Origin of the sequence: Pseudomonas brassicacearum, from assembly GCF_918698105.1 — a bacterium.
GTDB classification, from domain to species: domain Bacteria; phylum Pseudomonadota; class Gammaproteobacteria; order Pseudomonadales; family Pseudomonadaceae; genus Aquipseudomonas; species Aquipseudomonas brassicacearum_F.
Window position 1 is genome coordinate 1 of the sequence record NZ_CAKKMI010000025.1, and the last position, 23,593, is coordinate 23,593.

19 protein-coding genes are annotated in these 23,593 nt (G+C 62.0%); 4 read left to right on the plus strand and 15 right to left on the minus strand.

All coding sequences use genetic code 11. The features are described 5' to 3' along the window. The first annotated feature begins 53 nt into the window (after positions 1–53). Positions 54–1,427 carry a cell envelope integrity protein CreD gene (gene creD / locus LQ215_RS12195; protein WP_230150070.1) on the plus strand — a complete coding sequence of 458 codons (1,374 nt, stop codon included), beginning with the start codon at positions 54–56 and terminating at the stop codon, positions 1,425–1,427. 223 nt (positions 1,428–1,650) lie between these two features. On the opposite strand, the gene LQ215_RS12200 is transcribed toward creD, so the two are convergent. The 9 genes from LQ215_RS12200 to LQ215_RS12240 form a co-directional block, all read right to left on the minus strand. Next, on the minus strand, positions 1,651–2,280 hold the full coding sequence (locus LQ215_RS12200; RefSeq protein ID WP_230150072.1) for a glutathione S-transferase: 630 nt from the start codon (positions 2,278–2,280) through the stop codon (positions 1,651–1,653). A gap of 83 nt (positions 2,281–2,363) precedes the next feature. Continuing rightward, positions 2,364–3,662 (minus strand): MFS transporter, encoded by a 1,299-nt coding sequence (locus tag LQ215_RS12205; protein WP_013694401.1) that lies wholly within the window; start codon positions 3,660–3,662, stop codon positions 2,364–2,366. Between the two features lie 204 nt (positions 3,663–3,866). Then, positions 3,867–4,046: a hypothetical protein gene (locus LQ215_RS12210; protein WP_230150073.1), complete on the minus strand. Its 180-nt coding sequence runs from the start codon at positions 4,044–4,046 to the stop codon at positions 3,867–3,869. Next, entirely contained in the window at positions 4,043–5,173 is a 1,131-nt protein-coding gene (locus LQ215_RS12215; RefSeq protein WP_230150075.1) for a PepSY-associated TM helix domain-containing protein, read from the minus strand. The genes LQ215_RS12210 and LQ215_RS12215 overlap by 4 nt, the downstream gene beginning before the upstream one ends. A gap of 218 nt (positions 5,174–5,391) precedes the next feature. After that, on the minus strand, positions 5,392–7,830 hold the full coding sequence (locus tag LQ215_RS12220; protein ID WP_230150077.1) for a TonB-dependent siderophore receptor: 2,439 nt from the start codon (positions 7,828–7,830) through the stop codon (positions 5,392–5,394). 221 nt (positions 7,831–8,051) lie between these two features. Continuing rightward, positions 8,052–9,026: a FecR domain-containing protein gene (locus LQ215_RS12225; RefSeq protein WP_230150079.1), complete on the minus strand. Its 975-nt coding sequence runs from the start codon at positions 9,024–9,026 to the stop codon at positions 8,052–8,054. Beyond that, on the minus strand, positions 9,023–9,541 hold the full coding sequence (locus LQ215_RS12230) for an RNA polymerase sigma factor (RefSeq protein WP_230150082.1): 519 nt from the start codon (positions 9,539–9,541) through the stop codon (positions 9,023–9,025). The genes LQ215_RS12225 and LQ215_RS12230 overlap by 4 nt, the downstream gene beginning before the upstream one ends. Before the next feature lie 155 nt (positions 9,542–9,696). After that, entirely contained in the window at positions 9,697–10,404 is a 708-nt protein-coding gene (locus tag LQ215_RS12235; protein WP_230150083.1) for a 3'-5' exonuclease, read from the minus strand. Next, a complete protein-coding gene (locus LQ215_RS12240; protein ID WP_230150085.1) occupies positions 10,401–12,341 on the minus strand; it encodes a putative nucleotidyltransferase substrate binding domain-containing protein in 1,941 nt (646 codons plus the stop codon). Before LQ215_RS12240 ends, LQ215_RS12235 begins: the two co-directional genes overlap by 4 nt. A gap of 252 nt (positions 12,342–12,593) precedes the next feature. Here LQ215_RS12240 and LQ215_RS12245 point away from each other — a divergent pair, with 252 nt between their 5' ends. Next, complete coding sequence (locus LQ215_RS12245) at positions 12,594–13,040, plus strand: response regulator (protein WP_230150087.1); 447 nt, start codon at positions 12,594–12,596, stop codon at positions 13,038–13,040. Positions 13,041–13,279: 239 nt separating this feature from the next. On the opposite strand, the gene LQ215_RS12250 is transcribed toward LQ215_RS12245, so the two are convergent. Continuing rightward, positions 13,280–15,457 carry a malate synthase G gene (locus LQ215_RS12250; RefSeq protein ID WP_230150089.1) on the minus strand — a complete coding sequence of 726 codons (2,178 nt, stop codon included), beginning with the start codon at positions 15,455–15,457 and terminating at the stop codon, positions 13,280–13,282. 450 nt (positions 15,458–15,907) lie between these two features. On the opposite strand from LQ215_RS12250, the gene LQ215_RS12255 reads away from it, so the two are divergent. Next, complete coding sequence (locus LQ215_RS12255; protein WP_058543404.1) at positions 15,908–16,426, plus strand: glycine cleavage system protein R; 519 nt, start codon at positions 15,908–15,910, stop codon at positions 16,424–16,426. A 217-nt stretch (positions 16,427–16,643) separates the two neighbouring features. Here the strand turns inward: LQ215_RS12255 and rarD are convergent, their stop codons facing one another. The 5 genes from rarD to LQ215_RS12280 form a co-directional block, all read right to left on the minus strand. Continuing rightward, a complete protein-coding gene (gene rarD, locus LQ215_RS12260) occupies positions 16,644–17,531 on the minus strand; it encodes an EamA family transporter RarD (RefSeq protein WP_058543405.1) in 888 nt (295 codons plus the stop codon). Positions 17,532–17,732: 201 nt separating this feature from the next. After that, positions 17,733–18,707, minus strand: a complete 975-nt coding sequence (locus LQ215_RS12265) for a serine/threonine protein kinase (protein WP_212797879.1) — start codon at positions 18,705–18,707, stop codon at positions 17,733–17,735. A gap of 163 nt (positions 18,708–18,870) precedes the next feature. After that, positions 18,871–20,766, minus strand: coding sequence for a PhoX family protein (locus LQ215_RS12270; RefSeq protein WP_230150091.1), 1,896 nt, complete (start codon positions 20,764–20,766; stop codon positions 18,871–18,873). A gap of 66 nt (positions 20,767–20,832) precedes the next feature. Beyond that, positions 20,833–21,597, minus strand: coding sequence for a TOBE domain-containing protein (locus tag LQ215_RS12275; protein WP_230150093.1), 765 nt, complete (start codon positions 21,595–21,597; stop codon positions 20,833–20,835). A gap of 57 nt (positions 21,598–21,654) precedes the next feature. Next, positions 21,655–22,395: a ComF family protein gene (locus tag LQ215_RS12280; RefSeq protein WP_230150096.1), complete on the minus strand. Its 741-nt coding sequence runs from the start codon at positions 22,393–22,395 to the stop codon at positions 21,655–21,657. A gap of 90 nt (positions 22,396–22,485) precedes the next feature. On the opposite strand from LQ215_RS12280, the gene bioB reads away from it, so the two are divergent. Next, complete coding sequence (bioB, locus tag LQ215_RS12285; RefSeq protein WP_014340550.1) at positions 22,486–23,541, plus strand: biotin synthase BioB; 1,056 nt, start codon at positions 22,486–22,488, stop codon at positions 23,539–23,541. Positions 23,542–23,593 lie beyond the last annotated feature (52 nt).

Below are 23,593 nucleotides of genomic sequence, written 5' to 3' on the forward strand. Positions count from 1 at the left end.
CCCCTCACACAGCCACCCCAGACTCTCCCACATTCGAACAGGGAGAGCCCCACATGAACCGCAGCCTCGCCATAAAACTGGGCATGATCGCCCTTTTGATTCTCTTGCTGATGATCCCGCTGTTGATGATCAACGGCCTCATCGACGAGCGCCAGGAGTTGCGCGACGGTGTGCTGCAGGACATCGCACGTAGTTCCAGCTACAGCCAGCAACTGATCGGGCCGATGATCGTGGTGCCGTTTCGCAAGAGCGTGAAGGTCTGGAACACCAACGAGAAGACCGGTGTGCGTTTCCTGGAGACCGTCGAGCGAACCGGCGAGTTGTATTTCTTGCCGGAGCAGTTTGAGCTCGACGGCCAGGTCCGCACCGAAACCCGTGCCCGGGGCATCTACGAAGCGCGGATGTTCCACGCCGATAGCCGGATCGATGGCCGCTTCAAGGTGCCTGAGCGCTACGGTGTCGCCGCCAAGGACTTTGCCGACTACCGTTTTGATGAGCCGTACCTGAGCGTCGGTATCAGCGATATTCGCGGCATCGAGAATGCGCTGACCCTGACGCTGAACCAACAGACCGTCGACTTCCTGCCCGGCTCGCGGCTCGGCTGGCTGGGGCAGGGTGTGCATGTGCCGCTGCCGATGATCACCGCCCAGGGCAGTCCTGAGTTGACCTTCGGTTTTGACCTGCGCCTGCAAGGCACTGGCGAGTTCCAGATTCTGCCAGTGGGCAAATCCACCAAGGTGCACCTGTCGGCCGACTGGCCACATCCCAGCTTTATCGGCAACTACTTGCCCACCAACCGTGAGATCAATGAGCAGGGTTTCAGTGCCGACTGGCAGACGTCGTTTTTCTCCACCAACCTCCTGGAAACACTGCAAGCCTGCGAACCGAGCGATGGCTGTGACGCGTTCCGTAGCCGCGCCTTTGGGGTGAGCTTCATCGACCCGGTGGACCAGTACCTCAAGAGCGATCGGGCGATCAAATATGCGTTGCTGTTTGTCGCCCTGACCTTCGCCGGCTTCTTCCTCTTCGAAGTGCTCAAGAGCTTGGCGGTGCACCCGGTCCAATATGCCTTGGTGGGCGTGGCGCTGGCATTCTTTTACCTGCTGCTGTTGTCGCTGTCGGAGCACATCGGCTTCACCCTGGCGTACCTGGTGTCGGCCAGCGCCTGTGTATTGCTGATCGGCTTCTATGTCTGCCATGTGCTGCGCAGCGTCAGCCACGGCCTGGGGTTTTCGGCGGGGCTGGCGGGTTTGTACGGTTTGCTTTACGGCCTGTTGAGCGCCGAGGACTACGCGCTGTTGATGGGCTCGCTGTTGCTGTTCGGCCTGCTGGGCGTGTTCATGGTGCTGACCCGCAAGCTGGATTGGTATGGGGTTGGGGCGAAGCCGGCCGCTGCCATGAGCTTCGAGTTGGGAGAGGTGAAATGAGCCGGTCGCTGGGGTTGCGGGAGGATCAGCGGGTGCGCGAAGTGTTGGTGATGCAGATTGCTGGGTTGTTTCCTTTGGATCCGGTGCGCTGCCATCGCGGGCAAGCCTTGCTCCCACAGGTTGAGGGGGTCTATGGGGGAGCCAACCTGCTCCCACAGGTCGAGTGGTGGTCCATGTGGGAGCAAGGCTTGCCCGCGATGAGGCCGGTACAGCTAACGCAGCGCTAGACCCTGGGCACCGTCTCGACCATCGACGGCCGCAAGCTCACTTCGGCAAACCACGCCGCCAATTGCTGGTTGGCCTTGCGCCATTCCAGGTCGGGATGGCGCAGGTCGAGGTAGCCCAGGGCGCAGGCTACGCTGATGGAGGCCACGTCGAAGTGGCAGGTCAGTTCGGCAATCGCTTCGGCTTCGAGCATGCCCAAGGCCCGGCGAATCTTGTCCCGTTGCGCATCGAGCCATTCGTCCCAGTGTTTTTCCACAGGGCGAAGCGCGGTTTCGTAGCGGATCATCACCGCCGCATCCATGATCCCATCGGCCAGGGAGGCCAGGGTCAGGCGCCGCCAGCGGGCCGCGCCGTCCCGGGGGATCAGCGGGTTGCCGACGTGCTGGTGATCGAGGTAGTCGAGGATGACGCGGCTGTCATGGATCACCGTCCCGTTGGCCAGGCGCAGGGCCGGGATCTTGCTCAACGGGTTGTCATCGATCAGCGCCCGGTCCGGCTTGACCGGCGAGAGCTGGCTGAGCTGCAACGCCACGCGGTCTTGCTGGCCGGTTTCGTGCAGCAGCACCAGGACCTTGCGAACGAAGGGCGAAGCGGGGTTATGGAACAGCGTCATGGTGGGGGTGGACATGGCAACGTCTCGATCAGTGGGGCTTGCTGCGCAGCATAGCGCGTTCGTGCGACCGAGCCGAAGGGACCCGGCCGCAAGGTGCCTCAGACGGCCGGTTGCAGTGCTTGCGGCTCGGACGACGGCGTTGCCGGTTGATGCTTGAGTTCCCGGGCGACAGTCCAGACGATGAATGCGGCGATGACATCGAAGATTGCCAGCAGCACGAACAGCGGGCTGTAGCCGATCTTGGTCACCATGACGCCGAACAGCAGCGTGAAGGCGGCGGCGCCCAGGTAACCGAACATCCCGCCCATGCCGGTGGCGGTGGCGACTTCATTCTTGCCGAACGAATCGGACGTGATGGCGTACAGCGCGCCGGACAGGGTCTGGTGGGCAAAGCCGCCGACGCACAGCAGGGCGATAGCGGTGTAAGGGCTGGCGACCAGGCCGATGCAGGCTGGGCCGATCATGCAGGACGCACCGAACAGCAGGACCATTTTGCGCGAAGTAAACAGCGACACCTTGCAGTATTTATGGAAGAACGGGCTCAGGTAACCGCCCAGCACGCAACCCAGGTCGGCGGCCAGGAACGGCAGCCAGGCGAACATTGCGATCTCCTTGATGTTCATGTGCCGCTCGGTCATCAGGTACAGCGGGATCCAGGCATTGAACGTTTGCCAGGCCGGTTCGGAGAGGATCCGGGCGCTGGCGATGGCGTAGAAGTTGCGGCTGGCGATGATGCGCTTCCAGCTGCCTTTCTTCGGCGTTGGGTCTTGGAAGTGAGCTTCCTGGCCGCTGAGGATGTAATCACGTTCGGTGTCGCCCAGGAGCTTCTGGTCGCGCGGATGCTTGTAAAAGATCATCCAGAGGAACGTCCAGGCCACGCCCAGGCCGCCAACGATCAGGAACGCCAGCTCCCAGCCACTGTTCAGGATCGCCCAGACCACGAGCGGCGGAGCCAGCACGGCGCCGATTGAGGAACCGATGTTGAACCAGCCGATGGCCACCGAGCGTTCCTTGGCCGGGAACCATTCGGTAGAGGTCTTTACCGCAGCCGGCAGCCCGGCGGCTTCTGTCAGGCCAAGCAACCCGCGGAAAAATGCCAGGCCCTGCCAGCCCGATGCCATGGCCGCTGCGGCACAGGCGATGGACCACGCGAACGCGAAAATGGCGAAACCCATTTTGGTGCCGATGGCGTCGATGATGTAGCCGGCCACCGGTTGCATCAACGCGTAGCAGATCTGCCAGGCCACGACGATGTGGGAATACTGCTCGGTGGAGATGTTCATTTCGCTCATCAGGGTGGGAGCGGCCACCGAGAGGGTATTGCGAGCCAGGTAGTTGACCATCAGGCCGGCCGTGACCAGGCCAACCATCCACCAGCGGATGCCTTTGATTTTCATTACTTCACCATCAATTATTTTTGGATTTGGCGTCGCATGCTGTGTTGTAAGTTGTCGTACAACATGCGCACTTATAGAGGGTCAAGAATTAATTTGTCAACAAATATGTCAAGAGCTGTGCGGTGTGAAACAACCTGGCGTACTGCGGTTGTCGTATGAGGAGGAGAGAGGGTGCTCACTCTGGCAAGTGAGCGCCCGGATGACTCAGCGGCGTGGGACCAATCCCCACACCGCCAACACGGAGGGTATGCCCAACCCCAACCAACTGACGGCGTCCCACAGGCCGTCACCCAGCAATGCGCTGAACAACCCCGCCGCGCTAAGCGCACCAATCATCAGGGGAATAGCAAACACCTTCCAGAAACTCGACTGCCGAGGCCTCACGAGGCGACCTCCGCACCAACGGTCGTGCGCTTGGCCGCTTTGCGCCGCACCAGCCACAGGTAAACGCCGCTGCCGAGGACGATGATGGTCAATACATCGAGGGTCGCCCAGAAGATCTGCATCGGTCGGCCACCGTAGTCGCCGAAGTGCAGCGGCAGGGACAGGCTCATGACGTCCATGTACCACGGCCGTTCGGCGACGGCGGTGACGTCCAGGGTGGTGGCATCGATCAGCACGGGCGTGAGCAGGTGCGAGGTCAGGTGGGTGTCGCCCTTCATGAAGACGCTGTAGTGGTGCTCGCTGGAGAACAGCGTGCCGGGGAAGGCAATGAAACTCGGCTCCATGCCCGGCGCGACGTCCTTGGCGATGTCCAGCAGGCGGGTGGCCGGTGCCAGTTGCGTCAGCGGCGGGGCGTTGCGGTAGGGTTCGACCATGGCGCTGAGGCTGTCGTTGCGCCACGCGGCGATGATCAGGTCGGCGCATGCGGCGATCACGCCGGTGACGCCCACGGTCAGCGCCCAGACCAGTGTGACCACGCCGATCAGGTTGTGCAGGTCGAGCCAGCGCAGTCGCGTGGATTTGTCCTGGCGCACCGTGGCGAACTTCAAGCGGCGCATGAACGGCAGGTACAGGACCACCCCGGAGACGATGGCGATCACGAACAGCAGGCCCATGAACGCCAGCAACAACTTGCCCGGCAGCCCGGCGAACAGGTCCACGTGCAGGCGCAGCATGACCATCATGAAACCGCCATTGGCCGAGGGCATTTCCAGGGCCTCGCCGGTACGCCCGTCGAGCATGAAGGTGTGGGACGAGTTGGGTTCGGTGCCCGGTGTCGGCGCCATGATGGTGATGACGCCGTTGGGCTCGTCATCGTCCCAGCCAAAATACTGGACCACCTCACCCGGGCGGTGAGCCTTGGCTTTTTCCACCAGTTGTTGCAGGTCCAGCGGCGGCGTGTCGGCCGGCATTTCCCGAAGCTGCGGAGCGTCGCCCAAAAGATGTTCGATTTCATGATGGAAGATCAACGGCAGCCCGGTGATCGCCAGCATCAGCAAGAACACCGTGCAGATCAGGCTGGTCCAGGTGTGGACGAAGGACCAGCGGCGAATGGTTTTGCTTTTCATGAGCGATCCGAATGCAAAAGGGTCACGATGCCTGAGGCCCGTCAGTCATGCCGCGAAAACCTGTGGGAGCGAGCTTGCTCGCGAAAGCGGTGTGCCAGACAACATCAATGTCGACTGTTACGCCGTCTTCGCGAGCAAGCTCGCTCCCACAGGGATTTCATCTGACTGACCGATCTCAGTTGCCGGTGCCCTCAAAAGGTTTTGCAAATGCTAACCGTTTACCATTTGTAATTCACGCTGGCGACGACATTGCGTTGGTCGCCGTAGTAGCAGTAGAAGCCATCACAGGTGGACAGGTAGTCCTTGTTCAAGAGGTTCTTCGCATCCACCGCCACGGTGACGCCCTTGAGGGTCTTGTTCAAACGACCCAGGTCGTAATGGGCCGAGGCGTCGTACACGGTGTAGGACCCGACATGGCCCCAGTCGGTGTTGGTGGTGTTGCCGTAGGTGTCGCCGACATAACGCACACCGGCGCCGACACCAAAGCCATCCAGCGGGCCGTTATGCCAGGTGTAGTCCGCCCAGGCAGTGGCCTGGTTGCGCGGCACCTGGGCCATGCGCTTGCCTTTTTCCGCTGCGGTGCCCTTGGTGATTTCGCTGTCGTTGTAGGTGTAGGAGCCAATCAGCTTGAGGTTGTCGGTCACATCCCCCGAGGCTTCCAGTTCCAGGCCACGCACCTGGACTTCACCCACTTGGCGGGTGACGTTGTTTTCGGTCACGGAGTTGTTTTTCTGGGTCAGGTCGAACACCGCGGCGGTCAGCAAGGTCTTGGTGCCGGGCGGTTGATACTTGATACCGGCTTCGTACTGTTCGCCTTCTGTCGGCTTGAACGCTTCGGTGCTGTTGACGGTTGAACCTGCTGCCGCCTGGAACGACTGGGCGAAGGAAATGTAGGGCGTCACACCGTTATCGAAGACGTAGCTCAACGCCGCGTTGCCGCTGAATTTCTTGTCGCGCTGGGTGTTGGTGACGTTGTTCTGGTTGTGGAATTCGGTGCCGGTGTGAATCCAGTCTTCACGACCACCGAGGGTCAGGCGCCAGTGGTCCAGGGCGATCTGGTCCTGGACGTACAGGCCGGTCTGGTTGGTTTTCTGGTTGTAGTCGTACATGGTGAAGTACTGGACATTGGAGAAATCCTGTCCATAGATCGGGTTGTGGATGTTGCTGGTCGGCACGCCGGTCGAGCCCCAATCCCAACGCGAATTGCTATTGGAGCGCTGATGATCCAGGCCCAGCAGCAGGGTGTGGCTGAGGGCGCCGGTTTGGAAATCGGCCTGGAAGTTGTTGTCCACGGCGAACTGGCTGATGTCTTCGTCAATGACGCTGGCGCTGCGCTTGACGTTGCCGTTGGCGTCCACCGATTGGTCGGGGCCGTCTGGCCAGAATTGGCCGCCAGCGGAAATGCCTTGGGTCTCCAGGTCGCTCTTGGTGTAGCGCAGGTTCTGACGGAACTGCCAGGTGTCGTTCAGGCGATGTTCAAACGCATAACCGAGGGCGTAGTAGGTACGGTCGTAGAATTCCCAGTCCGGGTCGCCGAGGTTCTTGTGGTGGGAAATCTTGCCCGCTGGCGAGGAGAGCTTGGTGCCTTGCAGGGGCAAGAATTGCCCGGTGATGCCGGTGTCGTCTCGGGTGTATTGGGACAGGAAGGTCAGGCGAGTGTCGTCGTTGATGTTCCAGGTCAGGCTTGGCGCGAGGTTGTAGCGCTTGTCCGGGATGTGATCGACCTGGGCGTTGCTGTCGCGCACGGTGCCGCTGACCCGATAGAGGAACTGGCCTTCGTCATCGACTTTGCCAGTGCTGTCGAAGTTGATCTGCTTGTGTTCGTAGCTGCCGGCCTGCAGCTCGACTTCATTGCTGCTCTCGGCCTGTGGGCGACGGCTGACCATGTCCAGCATGCCGCCCGGAGGCGTCTGGCCGTAGACCGAAGACGCCGGGCCACGCAGCACGGCGATGCGCTCCAGGTTCCAGGGCTCGATTTTCGGGGTGATGTAGTTGCCCTTGGGCAGCGGCAGGCCGTCGAGAAACTGGGTCGGAATGAAACCGCGAACCAGCAGCCAGTCGTTGCGCGAATCCGAACCGTAGCCGCTGCTCTGTACGCCAGCGGTGTAGCGCAGGGCGTCATTGAGGTTGAGGACCGAACGGTCTTCCATCTGTTGGCGGGTGACCACCGAGACTGAGCGCGGCAGTTCGACAATCGGCGTATCCGTCTTGGTCCCGGCAGCGGTGCGGGTGGCGACGTAGCCCTCGGTCGGGCCCCACGCGGTTTCGCTGAGGCCGGCCCCGATCACACTGGTTTCCGGCAAGGCCATGACGCCTTCAGGCACAGCCACCAGGCTGTAGGTGCCGGCGCTGCTTTGTTCCAGTTGCAGGCCGGTGCCGCGCAAGGCTTCGCGCAATGCGCCCGTGGCATCGAACTGGCCCTGGACTGGGGCCGAGGTCTTGCCCGAGGCCAGGGACGGATTCAGGCTCAGGGCGAGGCCGGCCTGGCTGGCGATCTGGTTCAAGGTGCTGGCCAGTGGTGCGGCGGGCAGGCTGTAGGTGCGCACGCTCGAGGCCTGTTCGGCGGCCAATAGCGGGCCGCTGGCTAAGGGCGCGGCGAAGGCAATGGCGATGGCCAACAGGCTGGGGCGCAACAGGGTGTCTAGCGGGCGGGACATACGGCGGCTCCTGAATGGAAATATTTCTCAATTGCCTGGGTGCCGGATGAAAATTGAAAAGTGATAGGGCTGGATGAAAATAATTTAGATTCGTTTTGCGGGTGGTGGCTTTGTGGTGAAGCGAATGGCCTCATCGCGAGCAAGCTCGCTCCCACATGGGAATGCGAAGTCCTGTGGGAGCGAGCTTGCTCGCGATGAGGCCATCACTGACACAAAGCCATTTAGGGTTTGGCTTCAACCCGTGGCCCCACCACCACCCACCACCGCGTGTGATGCTCGACCTGCACCGGCAAGGTCGGCAGCAGGGCGGTCAAGGCCAGGTCGGTGTCGTGCAACGGGAAACTGCCAGTGATGCGCAGGTCTGCCACTTGTGGCGCGACGCCCAAGTAGCCATGCCGGTAACGCCCCAGTTCGTGGACCAGATCCTCTAGGCGCGCGTTGTCCACCACCAGCATGCCGCGGGTCCAGGCATCGGCGCCGGGGGTCAAGGCAAGGGTCGGCCCGAGGCCGTCGCGGCGCATCAGCACTTGTTGGCCTTCGCGCAGGATCTGTTCCTTGTCCGTGGTCTGCGGATGCGCCGCCACGGCGGATTTCAACACGCTCAGGCGCGTACCTTCGTCTTCACGCTTGACCAGGAAGCGTGTGCCCAAGGCGTGCAGGCTGCCTTCGCGGGTCTCGACGATGAACGGACGCGGGTCGTCGTGGCCGGTTTCCACCAGGATCTCGCCTTCCCGCAGGACGATGCGGCGCTGCTTGTCATCGAAACGCACGTCCAGGGCACTGTGGGTGTTGAGGTTGATCAGCGTGCCGTCGGCCAGGCGCAAGGTGCGCTGTTCGCCTGTCGCGGTGCGCTGATCGGCCAGCCAGTAATCCAGCGGCAGGTAACGATCGCCGGCAAACAACGCCAGGCCGATGACCGCGACAACGCTGGCCAGGCCGCTGCCGACCTTGCGTATCCGCCGGCGAATGCTTACTCGTGATTGCAGCAACGCGGCACGTGCCGGTCCGGTGGCCACACTGAAGCGCTGGTCAAGCATGCCCAGCTGCAGCCAGGCTCGTGCATGTTCTTCGTCGGCGGCATGCCATTGGGCGAAGGCTTCACGCTCCTTGGCGCTGCTCGAGTCCAGGGACAACTGCCAGGCAATGGCGGCATCCAGCACGCTGGCCGAGACCGGTTTGGCAGGGGCCTGGCTCATGTCGGCTCACCATAAAGTGCGATGTAGCACTGGCGGATGCCTTGGGCAAGGTACTGGCGCACGCGCGGCACCGAAACCCCCAGGCGCACGGCGATTTCGGCGTGGCCGAGGCCGTCGAGGCGGTTATAGAGGAAGGCTGCGCGGGCCTTGCTCGACAGTTTGCCGAGTAGGCGATCGATAGCCCTGAGGTCTTCGAGGATGATTTGCTGTTCTTCCACCGAGGGCTGCTCGGCCTCGGGGATCAGCATCAGTTCGGTGAGGTAGGCCTGCTCCAATGCCGCCCGACGGAAATAATCGAACAACAGGCCCTTGGCGATGGCCACCAGAAACGCTCGCGGCTCGCGGGGCGCCTTCAGTTCCTCGCGACCCAGCAAGCGCACAAAAGTGTCCTGGCTCAGGTCCTCGGCCCGTTGCGAACACGCCACGTTGCGTCGCAGCCAGGCCAATAGCCAAGCGCGATGGTCACGGTACAACGCACCAACCAAATCACTGTGGGGGCTTGGGACTGACGACACGAAGCATCACCGACGTTTTAAGTAACGAGAATTGTTCGCGATTGTGGCAGGGGCGGGGGCGGGAAAGCAATTGGCGCTGGTCGGGACCCGAGCTGTGGGCCCCAATAAGTCTGTGGACCAAATAGGTATGTGGGAGCATCTTTGGAGCAGAGGATTTAGAGCGAAGGCGCCTGCTGTCGCCGTTTCCACTGGCTCAGGCGTTGTTGCAGGTCAAGCGGGCTGTGGATCTGTTGCTGGCGGGCGCGGCTGAACAGGATCAGCGCCAGTTCCGCCGTGGCCAGGGCGTCGGCACTGGCGTTGTGGCGGTCGAAGACTTGCAGCTTGAACCAGTCGATCCAATCGTCCAGGCCCGACTTGCGCAGGTTGGCCTGGGGGCAAAGCATCGGGGCCAGTTCCGCCACGTCGAGGAACGAATGCTGCAGGCGATAGCCCAGGTAGTCTTTCAAGGCGCGCCCGAGCATGTGGGAATCGAACGGCGCGTGAAAGGCCAGCAGCGGACTGTCGCCGACGAACTTCATGAACGCCAGCAGCGCCTCGGCCGGGTCGCTGCCGGCTGCAATGGTGCTGGGCGCCAGGCCGTGGATCAGCACACTCGGCCCGAGTTTCTGCTTATCGCATTGCAAGGTGCGTTCGAACTGCTGGCTGAAGTCGATGGCGCCGTCTTCGATGACCACCGCGCCGATGGACAGCACCTGGTCCTTGTTCAGGTTCAACCCGGTGGTTTCCAGGTCCAGCACCACCCAGCGTTGTTCGCGCAGGTCGCATTCACCCAAGGCAGAAGCCGTCGGCAGGCATTCCAGGCGCCTTTGCATGTCTTCGGACAACATGGGCTGGGCTGGGCGCAACCAGGAAAAAATGCTCACAGCTGATACCTCACGGTCAGGCTGCTTTGCAGGCGTTGGGCCTGGCGCAGGGATTCGCGCAGGATGCGTCGGTCCAGATGGTTGAGGCTGTCGGGGTCGACACGGTTGGAGTAGGGCAGGTTCTCGCGGGTTTGCAGTTGGTGTTGCTGCATACGGGTCTGCTGGATGAAGTGATAGGCCTCTTCATAAGCCGCGCCATCCAAGGGTTCGATCACTTGCTTGGCGACCAGTTGCCGCAGACGTTCCAAGGTGTTGATGGCTTCGATGCCATTGGCCAGCGCCAGCAGACGCGCGCCGTCGACGAAGGGCGTCAGGCCTTGCACTTTCAGGTCGAGAGTGGCCTTTTCGCCGTTCTTGCGACTCAGTACGAAATCCCTGAAGCGGCCCACGGGCGGGCGGTGGCGCAGCGCGTTTTCGGCCATCATGCGCTGGAACAAACGGTTATCGGCCACTTGATCGAGGATCTGCCGGCGCAATTGCTCGCAGCCTTGCTCATCACCCCAGACCACCCGCAGGTCGAAATAGATGCTCGAGCCCAGCAGGTTTTCCGGGGTTGCTTCGCGAATGAATGCCGAAAAGCGCCGCGCCCACTCCGCACGGGACAGGCACAGCTCAGGGTTGCCGGCCATGATGTTGCCCTTGCACAAGGTGAAGCCGCACAAGGCCAGGCTCTGGTTGATCTGCTGGGCGATGGGCAACAGCAAGCCACGAATCTGTGCGGCATGGGCGGCGTCCCGGGCCTCGAACAAAATGCCGTTGTCCTGGTCGGTGTGCAGGGTTTGTTCGCGCCGGCCTTCACTGCCGAAGCACAGCCAACTGAACGGCACCCCCGGGTCGCCCTTGTCGGCCAGGGTCAGTTCGATGACCCGGCACACGGTGTGGTCGTTGAGCAGGGTGATGATGTGGGTGATCTGGGTCGACGACGCGCCGTGGGCCAGCATGCGCTCCACCAGTTGGCCGATCTCGCCGCGCAGGGCCACCAGGTTCTCCACCTTGGGCGCGTTGCGAATGGTCCGGGCCAGGTGCACCAGGTCGACGCGCTGCAAGGAAAACAGATCGCGCTCCGACACCACGCCACACAGGCGATAGTCCTTGACCAGGCAGACATGGGCGATATGCCGTTCGGTCATGGCGATGGCGGCGTCGAAGGCGCTGTGGTCCGGCGAGAGGAAAAACGGTGCCTGAGTCATGTGTCCGACGATGGCTTGGGAAAAATCCCCAGACCCATCGGCCACCACCTGCCGCAGGTCGCGCAAGGTGAAAATCCCCACCGGGGCTTTCTGTTCATTCACCACCACGATGCTGCCGACCTGCTGGTCGTGCATCAGCTTCACGGCTTCGCGTAGCGGCGTGTCCGGGCTGCAGCTGACCGGGTGGCGCATCGCCAGTTCGCCCAACCGGGTATTGAGGGAGTATTGGGTACCCAGGGTTTGCGCGGATTTCTGCTGGACCTGCTGGTTGACCTGGTCGAGCAGGCTGCTGACCCCACGCAGGGCGAAGTCGCGAAACGGGCCGGACAAGGCGAACAGCTTGATGAAGGCCTGTTTGTTCAATTGCAGGCAGAACGTGTCTTCGCCGGCCCGGTGTTCGGTGCGCGTGGCCCGTTCGCCCAGCAGCGCGGCGAGGGGGAAACATTCGCCGGTGGTGATTTCGAAGGTGGTCTCGGTACCACCCTTGGCGGTATGCGGACGTTCGCCCACCACCCGGCCTTGCTTGACGATGTAGAAGTGCTCCACCGGGCCGTCGGCCGGTTTGATGATGGTTTCGCCCGGCGCGTAAAAACGCAGCAGGCATTGCTCCACCAGATAGGCCAGGTGGGCGTTCTCCATCTGGTTGAACGGGGGGAAGCGCTGGAGAAACTGCAGTGTTCCCTGGATGTTTTGCAACACCGCGGTTTTCCCTGCCTGGATGAAGGCGTCCGCTTTTTTCATAACCATTGCGCAGTCTTTTTTTGAATTGTTGTGGTCGGAGCTGTCCCATGGTCGGCCCCTCAGCGCGGGGTGCCCATTGGACGTAAGTCTAGGTCGCTGCCTAGGGGGCGGGCTTACGGAAAAATCCTACGCAAGACATCAGAAAAGTCTTCACTAAATCTTCTTGGAAAAAAATCCGACGAAGTGCACATTGAAGCGCCGCAGAACGATGTCTGACCACTGTGCCAGGGGATCGAATTAAAGAACGTAGAGAGCACCATGTCCGACCACGATATTTTGAGTGACGCCGAGCGCGAGGCGCTGAGTGCCGTCATGCTGGAACCCGACCTGCCGCCGCAGCGCGTGTTGATCGTCGATGACGACAAGGACGCTCGTGAGCTGCTATCGGAGATCCTGGCATTGGACGGGATCCACTGCATGACCGCCGCCAGTGGCGAAACGGCACTCAAGATGCTGGAAACCAAGCCGGCGATCGGCCTGCTGATCACCGACCTGCGCATGGGCAATGTCGATGGCCTGGAACTGATTCGGCTGGTGCGCGAGTCGCCGCGGGCGGCGCTGCCGATCATCATCGTGTCGGGCGATGCCGACGTGAAGGACGCCATCGAAGCCATGCACCTGAGCGTGGTGGACTTTCTGCTCAAGCCGATCGATACCGACAAGCTGTTGGGGTTGGTCAAGCATGAGTTGGGGATGGATCTCTAGTCCATCGTCTTCCTCCAGGAACGAAACCATGGCGAGATCGCTTTTGTGGCGAGGGAGCTTGCTCCCGCTGGGCTGCGAAGCGGACCCTTTTCCAGACCTCGGAATCTCATTGACCTGTATTGCGGTCGCTGCGCAACCGAGCGGGAGCAAGCTCCCTCGCCACAAAAGCAGTCAGGTGTTGCAAAAAAAAGCCCTGATCTTTCGACCAGGGCCTTTCTCGTTGCATCACTACCGCTCAATCACAACCCATTGGCAGCCTTGAACTCGCGACGACGACGGTGCAGCACCGGCTCGGTGTAGCCGTTAGGCTGCTTCGTGCCTTCGATCACCAGCTCGACCGCCGCCTGGAAGGCGATGTTGCCGTCGAAGTCCGGTGCCAGCGGACGGTACAGCGGGTCGCTGGCGTTCTGGCGGTCGACCACCGGCGCCATGCGCTTGAGGCTTTCCATCACCTGGTCTTGGGTGACGATGCCATGGCGCAGCCAGTTGGCGATGTGCTGGCTGGAGATACGCAGCGTCGCACGGTCTTCCATCAGGCCGATGTCGTTGATGTCCGGCACCTTGGAGCAACCCACGCCCTGGTCGATCCAGCGCACCACGTAGCCAAGGATGCCCTGGGCATTGTTGTCCAGTTCGTTCTTGATCTGCTCCGGTGTCCAGTTCGGGTTGACGGCCAGCGGGATGGTCAGGATGTCGTCCACCGAGGCACGTGCGCGCTTGGCCAGTTCGGCCTGGCGGGCGAACACATCGACTTTGTGGTAATGCAGTGCGTGCAGGGCAGCGGCGGTCGGCGAAGGCACCCATGCGGTGTTGGCGCCGGCCATTGGATGGGCGATTTTCTGTTCGAGCATCGCCGCCATCAGGTCCGGCATCGCCCACATGCCCTTGCCGATTTGCGCACGGCCTTGCAGGCCAGTGCTCAAGCCGATGTCGACGTTCCAGTTTTCATAGGCGCCGATCCACTTCTCGGCTTTCATGTCGGCCTTGCGCACCATCGGGCCGGCCTCCATGGAGGTGTGGATTTCGTCGCCCGTGCGGTCGAGGAAGCCGGTATTGATGAACACCACGCGCTCGCTGGCGGCCTTGATGCAGGCCTTGAGGTTGACCGTGGTACGGCGCTCCTCGTCCATGATCCCGACCTTGAGGGTGTTGCGCGGCAGGTTCAGCACGTCCTCGACGCGACCGAACAGCTCGTTGGTGAACGCGGCTTCCTCCGGGCCGTGCATTTTCGGCTTGACGATGTACACCGAGCCGGTGCGGCTGTTGCGACGGCTGGTGTTGCCGTTGAGGCTGTGGATCGCCGCGAGGCTGGTGATCAGGCCGTCGAGAATGCCTTCCGGCACTTCGTTGCCGTGCTTGTCGAGGATCGCGTCGATGGTCATCAGGTGGCCGACGTTACGCACGAACAACAGCGAGCGGCCGTGCAGGGTCACGCTCGAACCGTCGACGGCGGTGTAGACACGGTCGGGGTTCATGGTGCGGGTGAACGTCTGGCCGCCTTTGGCGACTTCTTCAGCCAGGTCGCCTTTCATCAGGCCGAGCCAGTTGCGGTAGATCACCACTTTGTCATCGGCATCGACGGCGGCGACCGAGTCTTCGCAGTCCATGATGGTGGTCAGTGCGGCTTCCATCAGGATGTCTTTGACGCCGGCCGCGTCAGTCTGGCCGACCGGGGTGCTGGCATCGATCTGGATTTCGAAGTGCAGGCCGTTGTGTTTCAACAGCACAGTGGTCGGTGCCGAGGCATCGCCCTGGAAGCCGATCAATTGGGCATCGTCACGCAGGCCGCTGTTGCTGCCGCCCTTGAGGGCGACCACCAGTTTGCCGTCGACGATCTTGTACGCGGTGGAATCGACATGGGAGCCGGCCGCCAGGGGCGCAGCTTCGTCGAGGAAGGCACGGGCGAAGGCGATGACCTTGTCGCCGCGGACCTTGTTGTAGCCTTTGCCTTTTTCCGCGCCATCGGCTTCGCTGATGGCATCGGTGCCGTACAGCGCGTCATACAGCGAACCCCAGCGGGCGTTCGATGCATTGAGGGCGAAGCGGGCGTTCATCACCGGCACCACCAGCTGCGGGCCGGCCATGCGGGCGATTTCGTCATCGACGTTTTGGGTCGTAGCCTGGAAATCCGCCGCTTCTGGCAGCAGGTATCCAATGTCTTGCAGGAAGGCTTTGTAAGCCACGGCGTCGTGGGCCTGGCCGACACGGGCCTGGTGCCAGGCATCGATCCGCGCCTGGAAATCATCGCGTTTGGCGAGTAGGGCTTTGTTCTTCGGCGCCAGGTCGTGGATGACCTTGTCGGCACCGGCCCAGAACGCTTCGGCGGTGAGGCCGGTTCCGGGAATGGCTTCGTTATTCACGAAGTCGAACAGGACTTTGGCGACCTGCAGGCCACCGACTTGAACGTGTTCAGTCATTGCTTGCCTCACTCTGCTCAGCTATTTCGCTTTTCAGCTCTTCGATTTTAACAATGAAGCCTCGGGACATTTAAACCACAAACCCCGGAACCAGTACATGCCATCGCTGGCGGCTGGGTGATAAGCCTTGCTGACGGGGCTTTTCAGGGATGCGACTGGGCCTTGGCAGACATCGGTAGAACGCTATGTAGTGCTCGCTGCGGAATACTACATGATCAGTTGCGGTTGTGAAAATTAGACTAATTGCGTCGTTCCGCGACCGACTAAAGCAGTACAGTCACGACAGGGCATGGAATGTTCTCAAAAAACAGATGGATTGTTCCAGATAAATCTTGATGTTTGTACACGATGTCTCTGGTGTCATCCTGTGGGAGGTATAAATACCGAGGCCCGCGGTCTGCTTGCGATCACCTGCCTATACTGTCCCTTCCACAACAAGAGGACTGCGCCATGGACCACCTCGTCATCACTGTTTTCGCCCCGGACAAGCCCGGGCAGGTCGAGCGCATTGCCGATTGCATCGCCGAACATGGCGGTAACTGGCTGGAAAGCCGCATGTCGCACCTGGCCGGGCAGTTCGCCGGGATCCTGCGCCTCAGCGCCCCGGCCGAGGCCCATGAGGAACTGATCGAAGCCTTGCAGGGGCTCTCGACTCACGGCATTCGCGTGCTGATAGCTGAAAGCGCCGTCGAAGAGTCCTGCACCTGGAAACCCATCGCCATGGAGCTGGTGGGCAACGATCGTCCCGGCATCGTGCGGGACATCACCCGGTTGTTGAGTGAGCAGGGAGTGAATGTCGAGCGCTTGGTGACCGATGTTCGGCCAGCGCCGATGAGCAGCGAGTTGCTGTTCCACGCCGAAGCGATCCTGGGGGTGCCATTGACCCTGTCGCTGGAGACGTTGCAGGAGCGCCTGGAAACCCTGGCCGATGAGTTGATGGTGGAGCTCAAGCTCAGCGACGAAGCGTAACGAAGGTTATCCAAGGAAAAACTGCGCCTGCCTGTGGATAACCTGTAGAGACCCGGCGCCAGCCCAGGCCCGCCGGGCTTCAGCGAGCAATGGTCAAAAAATCACCAGTTTTCAAAGGCTTGTGCACAAACGGCGGGGATCACGCTGTGGATAACCTTGGGAAGAATGAGTGCAGGCCACGGCGGACGTGGCCTGTAGAGGGTTGTATGTTTTTTGATCAGCTGCGCCGGCGCATGCTGATCACGGCATCGACGCTGTACACCGCCAGCCCGGCCCAGATAAACAGGAACGCCACCAGCGTGCTGGACGACAGGTGCTCACCGAACAGCATCACGGCGAGCAGCAGCACCAGCGTCGGCGCGATGTACTGGAGAAAACCGATGGTGGTGTAGGGCAAATGCCGTGTTGCGGCGTTGAAACACACCAACGGCACCAGCGTCACGGGGCCGGCCGCCACCAGCCACCAGGCTTCGGAAGTGGTCCAGAAAGCGGCCTGGGCACTGGTGGCGGTGGGGTTGAACAGCAACCAGGCGATGGCGATCGGCACCAGCATCCAGGTTTCCACCACCAGCCCGGGCAATGCCTTGACCGGTGCTTGTTTACGGATCAGCCCATAGAAACCGAAGGTCAGCGCCAGCACCAGCGACACCCACGGCAGGCTGCCCACTTGCCAGACCTGCTGCGCCACGCCGACCGCCGCCAACCCCACCGCCAGCCATTGCATGCGGCGCAGGCGCTCGCCCAATAGCAACATGCCCAGCAATACGTTCACCAGCGGGTTGATGTAGTAACCCAGGCTGGCTTCGAGCATGCGGCCGTTGTTCACCGCCCAGACATAGGTCAGCCAATTGGCCGCGATCAGCGTCCCGCTCAGGGCGAGGATCGCCAGGCGTTGTGGGTTGTCCCGCAGTTCGCGCCACCAGCCCGGGTGTTTCCAGACCATCAGCAACGCCGCGCCGAACAGGGCCGACCACAACACCCGGTGGATGATGATCTCCACCGACGGTACGCTGGCAATGGCCTTGAAGTAGATCGGGAACAGACCCCAGATGATGTAGGCACTCAGGCCCAGGATGTACCCGCGACGCGGGTTGGCGGCTTGCATGCAGAATCCTTGCTTAGGCAGCTAACAAAGAGGTGATTGTAAGGAGATTTTTCTGGTTGTGCTGTGAACATTGTGCACAATCACCGCAGATTCCTGTGGGAGCGAGCTTGCTCGCGATAGCGGTGTCTCAGTCGACAGAGTGTCGAATGTTCGATCGCCATCGCGAGCAAGCTCGCTCCCACAGGGGGACCAACAGTAGGGTCAAAACAGTTTCAACGGCTCTTCATTGAGCGCCGCCAATTGCTCGCGCAACGCCAGCACCTGGTCGCCCCAGTAGCGTTCGCTGCCGAACCACGGGAAGCTGCGTGGAAACGCCGGGTCGTCCCAGCGTCGCGCCAGCCAGGCGCTGTAGTGCATCAGGCGCAGGGCCCGCAGCGGCTCGATCAGCGCCAATTCCCGCGGGTCGAAGTCGTGGAACTCACGGTAGCCGTCCATCAACTCCGACAATTGCCCCAGGCATTCCTGGCGATCGCCGGCGAGCATCATCCACAAGTCCTGCACCGCTGGGCCCATGCGGCAGTCGTCCAGGTCGACGATGTGGAACACCTCGTCACGGCACATCATGTTGCCCGGGTGGCAATCGCCGTGCATGCGGATGTTCTGGTGGGGCGTGGCGGCGTAGACCTCTTCGACGCGCTTGAGCAGGTCCCGGGCGACCGACTCGTAGGCCGGCAGCAAGCTACGCGGGACGAAGCCGCTTGCCAGCACGGTGGCCAGCGAATCGTGGCCGAAGTTCTTCACGCCCAGGGCTTCACGATGCTCGAACGCACGGGTCGCCCCGACCGCGTGCAGGCGCCCGAGCAATTGTCCCAGGCGATAGAGCTGATCGAGGTTGCCCGGCTCCGGTGCGCGACCGCCGCGACGGGGGAACAGGGTGAAACGAAACCCGGCGTGTTCGTGCAGGCTGGTGCCGTTGTGGATCAGCGGCGCGACCACGGGCACTTCGTATTCGGCCAGTTCGAAGGTAAAGCTGTGCTCTTCCAGGATCGCTTCGTTGGTCCAGCGCTGAGGGCGATAGAACTTGGCGATCAGCGGCTCGGCGTCTTCGATGCCCACCTGATAGACACGGTTCTCGTAGCTGTTGAGGGCCAACACGCGGGCGTCGCTGAGAAAGCCAATGCTTTCAACGGCATCGAGCACCAGGTCGGGCGTGAGGGTTTCAAACGGATGGGACATGCTGACTCCTGCGCAGCGGCAGGGCTGCCGCGTCCGGCCCAGCATGGTAGCGCAGACAGAGGCAGATAGGTGGTGGCTGTGCTGACGCTATCGCGAGCAAGCTCGCTCCCACAGGGATAGGCGGACCCATTGTGGGAGCGAGCTTGCTCGCGATGAGGCCAGATCAGGCGCCGATGACCCCGCCATCCTCACGAGTAATCACCATCACCGAAGACCGCGGCTTGCCGTTGGGCAAGTGCTCAGGGAAGGTCGAGCCGCCGCTGGGATGCTGGATCCCGACGAACATAGCCTTGTAGTCCGGCGAGAAGCTGATTCCGGTCACTTCGCAGCCCACCGGCCCGACCATGAAACGGCGGATTTCACCGCTGTTGGGGTCGGCGCAGAGCATCTGGTTGTTGCCCATGCCCGCGAAGTCGCCAGCGTTGCTCGAGTCGCCGTCGGTCTGGATCCACAGCCGCCCGCCCTTGTCGAAGCCCAGGCCATCAGGGCTGTTGAACATGTTCTGCGGGTTGATGTTGGACGACCCGGCTTTCGGCGTGCCGGCGTGTACCGTCGGGTTGCCGGCAACCACGAACAAGTCCCAGTCGAAGGTCTTGGAGGCGTGATCGTCGCGGTCGGTTTTCCAGCGCAGGATCTGCCCGTAGACGTTCTTGGCCCGAGGGTTGGGCCCGTCCACCGGTAGACCGGCGTCGCCGCGCTTGGAGTTGTTGGTCAGGGTGCAATAGACCTGGCCATCCTTGGGGCTGACCACGATCCACTCCGGGCGATCCATACGGGTTGCGCCCACGGCACTGGCGGCCAGGCGCGCATGGATGAGCACTTCGGCCTGGTCGGCGAAACCACTGCTGGCGTCGAGGCCGTTCTTACCGTGGGTCAACTCGATCCACTGGCCCTTGCCTTTCGGGTGGTCAGGATTGCCGTCGCCGGCATCGAAGCGCGCCACGTACAAGGTGCCATGGTCCAGCAGGTTACGATTGGCCTTGGCGTTGCGGTGATTGATGCGCTCGCGGCTGACGAACTTGTAAATGAACTCGCCACGTTCGTCATCGCCCATGTACACCACGGCGCGACCGTCATTGGTCTGCGCCAGGGCGGCGTTTTCGTGTTTGAAGCGGCCCAGGGCGGTACGTTTTACCGGAGTGGATAGCGGATCGAACGGGTCGATTTCCACCACCCAACCGTGGCGATTGAGTTCGTTGGGGTTTTTCGCCAGGTCAAAGCGCGGGTCGTGCAAGTGCCAGTTGATTTCACTGCTGGTGACCGTGGCGCCATAGCGTTTCTGTGCAGCGTCGAACTGCAGGTCTGACTTGCTGCTACCGAAGCAGTCAGTGAAGTTTTCTTCGCAGGTCAGGTAAGTACCCCAAGGCGTCATGCCGTTGGCGCAGTTCTGGAAAGTACCCAGCACTTTCTTGCCACTCTTGTCAGCACTGGTTTTCAGCAGGTCGTGCCCGGCGGCTGGGCCACGCAGGCGAATCGGCGTGTTGCCGTGGATTCTGCGGTTGTAACGCGACTCCTGGACGAACTGCCACTGGCCGCGACGACGCTGGATCTCGATCACCGACACCCCTTCGCTGGCCTGGGCCTTGCGCACGTCCTCGGCCGACTGCGGCTGGCCGCCGTGAGGGAACAGGTATTGGTAGTTGGTGTACTCATTGTTGATCGCCATCAGCGCCCGGTTCTTGTCGTCGGGGAACGGGAACAGGCTCATGCCGTCGTTGTTGTCGCCGAATTGCACTTCCTGTGCGCGGGCGGTGCCGTTGCCACTGGGGTCGAAGGCCGGTGCATTTTTCTGCAGGGGCTGGCCCCAACTGATCAGTACCGAGGACTTGTAGCCCGGCGGCAGGGTGATGGTGTCGGCCGTGGCGGCGGCGATGCTGTTGAAGCCCAGGAGGCGGCTGTTGCCTTCGCTCACGGCGGCGGCCAGGACGCTGCGGCTCAGCAGGTTGCCGCCCAGGAACATCGCCGCGCCGCACAGGGCGCCGGCGCTGATGAAGCTGCGACGGCTAAGGCCGACGATCTTTTCCAGGTCGGTGGATTGGTTTTCTTCTAATAGGCTCATCTCAGGCTCCCTGCTGGTTTTGGCAGTCACCTTAAAGCGGGTCGATGAAACTATTGTTGCAGCGCGCTACAGCGGTGTGCCGAGCAGCACATTTGTCGCTGAAAACGTTACTTGCACCGGTGAGCCGCCTTGCAGATGCTGCTTTTGTAGCTCAAGCGGGTCGGCCAGCGCGCACAGCGTCTGGCCGTTGGGCAGGCCGATACGCACTTCGCTGGGGCCGTCTTCGGCTGCGTCGACGTGTTCGATCATGCCGCGCAGCGCATTGATCCCCGGTTTTTCCGCTTGTTCGACGGAGTGTAATTGCAGCCAGCCGGCCTTGATCAGCGCCACCACGTCGGTGCCTACATCCAGCTCCAGGCGCAGCGTGCTGTCGTGGGTGATCTGGGCTTCGATGACCAGGCCCCGAGCCAGCTCCAGGCGTACCCGGTCATTGTGGCCCTGAGTCTCGATGCCCAGGACCTTGCCATGCAATTGATTGCGGGCGCTGGTGCGCAGCATCAAGCGACTGAGCAGGCCCAGGTCGCCGGCATCCTCGCTCGCTTCCAGCAATTGCGCTTGCAGGGCTTGCAGGCGCTGATACAGGCGCAGCACGCGTTGGCCTTCCTCCGACAACTTGGCGCCGCCACCGCCCTTGCCGCCGACGCTGCGTTCCACCAGCGGCTGGTTCGCCAAGTTGTTCAACTCATCGATGGCATCCCACGCCGCCTTGTAACTCAGGCCCGCGCTCTTGGCGGCGCGGGTGATAGAGCCTTGTTCGGCGATGTGCTGCAACAGGGCGATGCGTTGTGGTCGCCGAACGATGTGCTGGGTCAGAAGCGTGGGCAAGGACATGACGGAAAGCTGCGTGTAAGGTCGATGAGCGGACGTTGGCGCCTTGGGCGTGGCGCGTCAAGCCAAGTCACCGGGTTTCGGCGTGCGCGCCAGGCAGTACACATCGACCCGCGCAGCGCCGGCATCGAGCAGCAATGCGGCCAGTGCCTGGGCCGTGGCACCCGTGGTGAGCACATCGTCGACCAACGCCAGGTGACGGTTGCGCAACGCGGCCTGGGGCGCCAGGGCAAAGGCCTGACGCAGGTTCCGTCGCCGAGCCCTGGCATCGAGTGCCTGCTGGGCGGGAGTGTCCTGGGTGCGTCGCAGCAGGTGTTCTTCGCAAGGGATCGCCAGCGGCCCACTGAGCCAGCGGGCCAGCAGCGCCGCCTGGTTGAAACCGCGCTGGCGCAAACGTCGGGTCGCCAGTGGCACCGGTACCAGTGCGTCGGGCCGTTCCAGCCCTTCGTCGAAATGATGCTGCAGCGACTGAGCCAATAATTCGCCCATCAGCCGGCCCAGGGGCCATTTCGCTTGGTGCTTGAAACGGGTGATCAGGCTGTCCACCGGGAAATCGTAGGCCCAGGGCGCCAGGACCCGCTCGAAGGCCGGCGGCTGCGAGGCGCATTGGCCGCAACGCAGTCCGGCCATGGGCAGCGGCAGGGCGCAAACGCTGCATTGATCGCCGAGCCAGGGCAGCTCGCTTTCGCAGGGGGTGCAGATGGGCTGCGGCGTATCGGCGCGTTCGCCACACAGCAGGCAGGATTGTTTGTTTTTTAACCAGATGTAAACCGGTCCTTTGTATCGTGGTTGACAGCGCATGGCTCTTCCTTAAATATGCCGAACATCCGTGTCGCACCTGTGGGTATTCCATACCTCAGGCGCCAGCCAAGCATAATCAAGGAAATGCCCATGAGCGCCAGCACCACTGCCAACCTGCGTCATGACTGGTCTTTGGCCGAAGTCAAAGCACTCTTCGTCCAGCCATTCAATGACCTGCTGTTCCAGGCGCAGACCGTGCACCGCGCGCACTTCGACGCCAACCGCGTCCAGGTTTCCACCCTGCTGTCGATCAAGACCGGCGCGTGCCCGGAAGATTGCAAATATTGTCCGCAGTCCGGTCACTACAACACCGGCCTGGATAAAGAGAAATTGCTCGAAGTGCAGAAGGTCCTCGAAGAGGCTGCACGGGCCAAGGCCATCGGTTCGACCCGTTTCTGCATGGGCGCGGCCTGGAAGCATCCGTCGGCCAAGGACATGCCGTATGTGCTGGAAATGGTCAAAGGCGTGAAGGCCATGGGCCTGGAAACCTGCATGACCCTGGGCCGCCTCGACCAGGAACAGACCGAAGCGCTGGCCCAGGCCGGCCTGGACTACTACAACCACAACCTCGACACCTCGCCGGAGTTCTACGGCAGCATCATCACCACCCGCACCTACAGCGAGCGCCTGCAAACCCTGGCCTATGTGCGTGATTCGGGGATGAAGATCTGCTCCGGCGGCATCCTCGGCATGGGCGAGTCCCTGGATGACCGCGCCAACCTGCTGATCCAACTGGCGAACCTGCCGGAGCACCCGGAATCGGTGCCGATCAACATGCTGGTCAAAGTCGCCGGCACGCCGCTGGAGAATGCCGAGGACATCGATCCGTTCGATTTCATCCGCATGCTCGCCGTGGCGCGGATCATGATGCCCCAGTCCCATGTGCGCCTCTCCGCTGGCCGTGAAGCGATGAACGAGCAGATGCAAGCCCTGGCATTTTTTGCCGGCGCCAACTCGATTTTCTACGGCGACAAGCTGTTGACCACCGCCAACCCGCAAGCCGACAAGGACATGCAGTTGTTCGCACGCCTGGGCATTCAGCCCGAAGCCCGCGAAGAACATGCCGACGAAGTGCACCAGGCAGCGATTGAACAGGCGCTGGTGGAGCAGAAGAGCAGCGAGCAGTTCTATAACGCCGCTGTTTGACCACTCACCGATTCCCGGATTGGAATGCAAGACCCTGTGGGAGCGAGCTTGC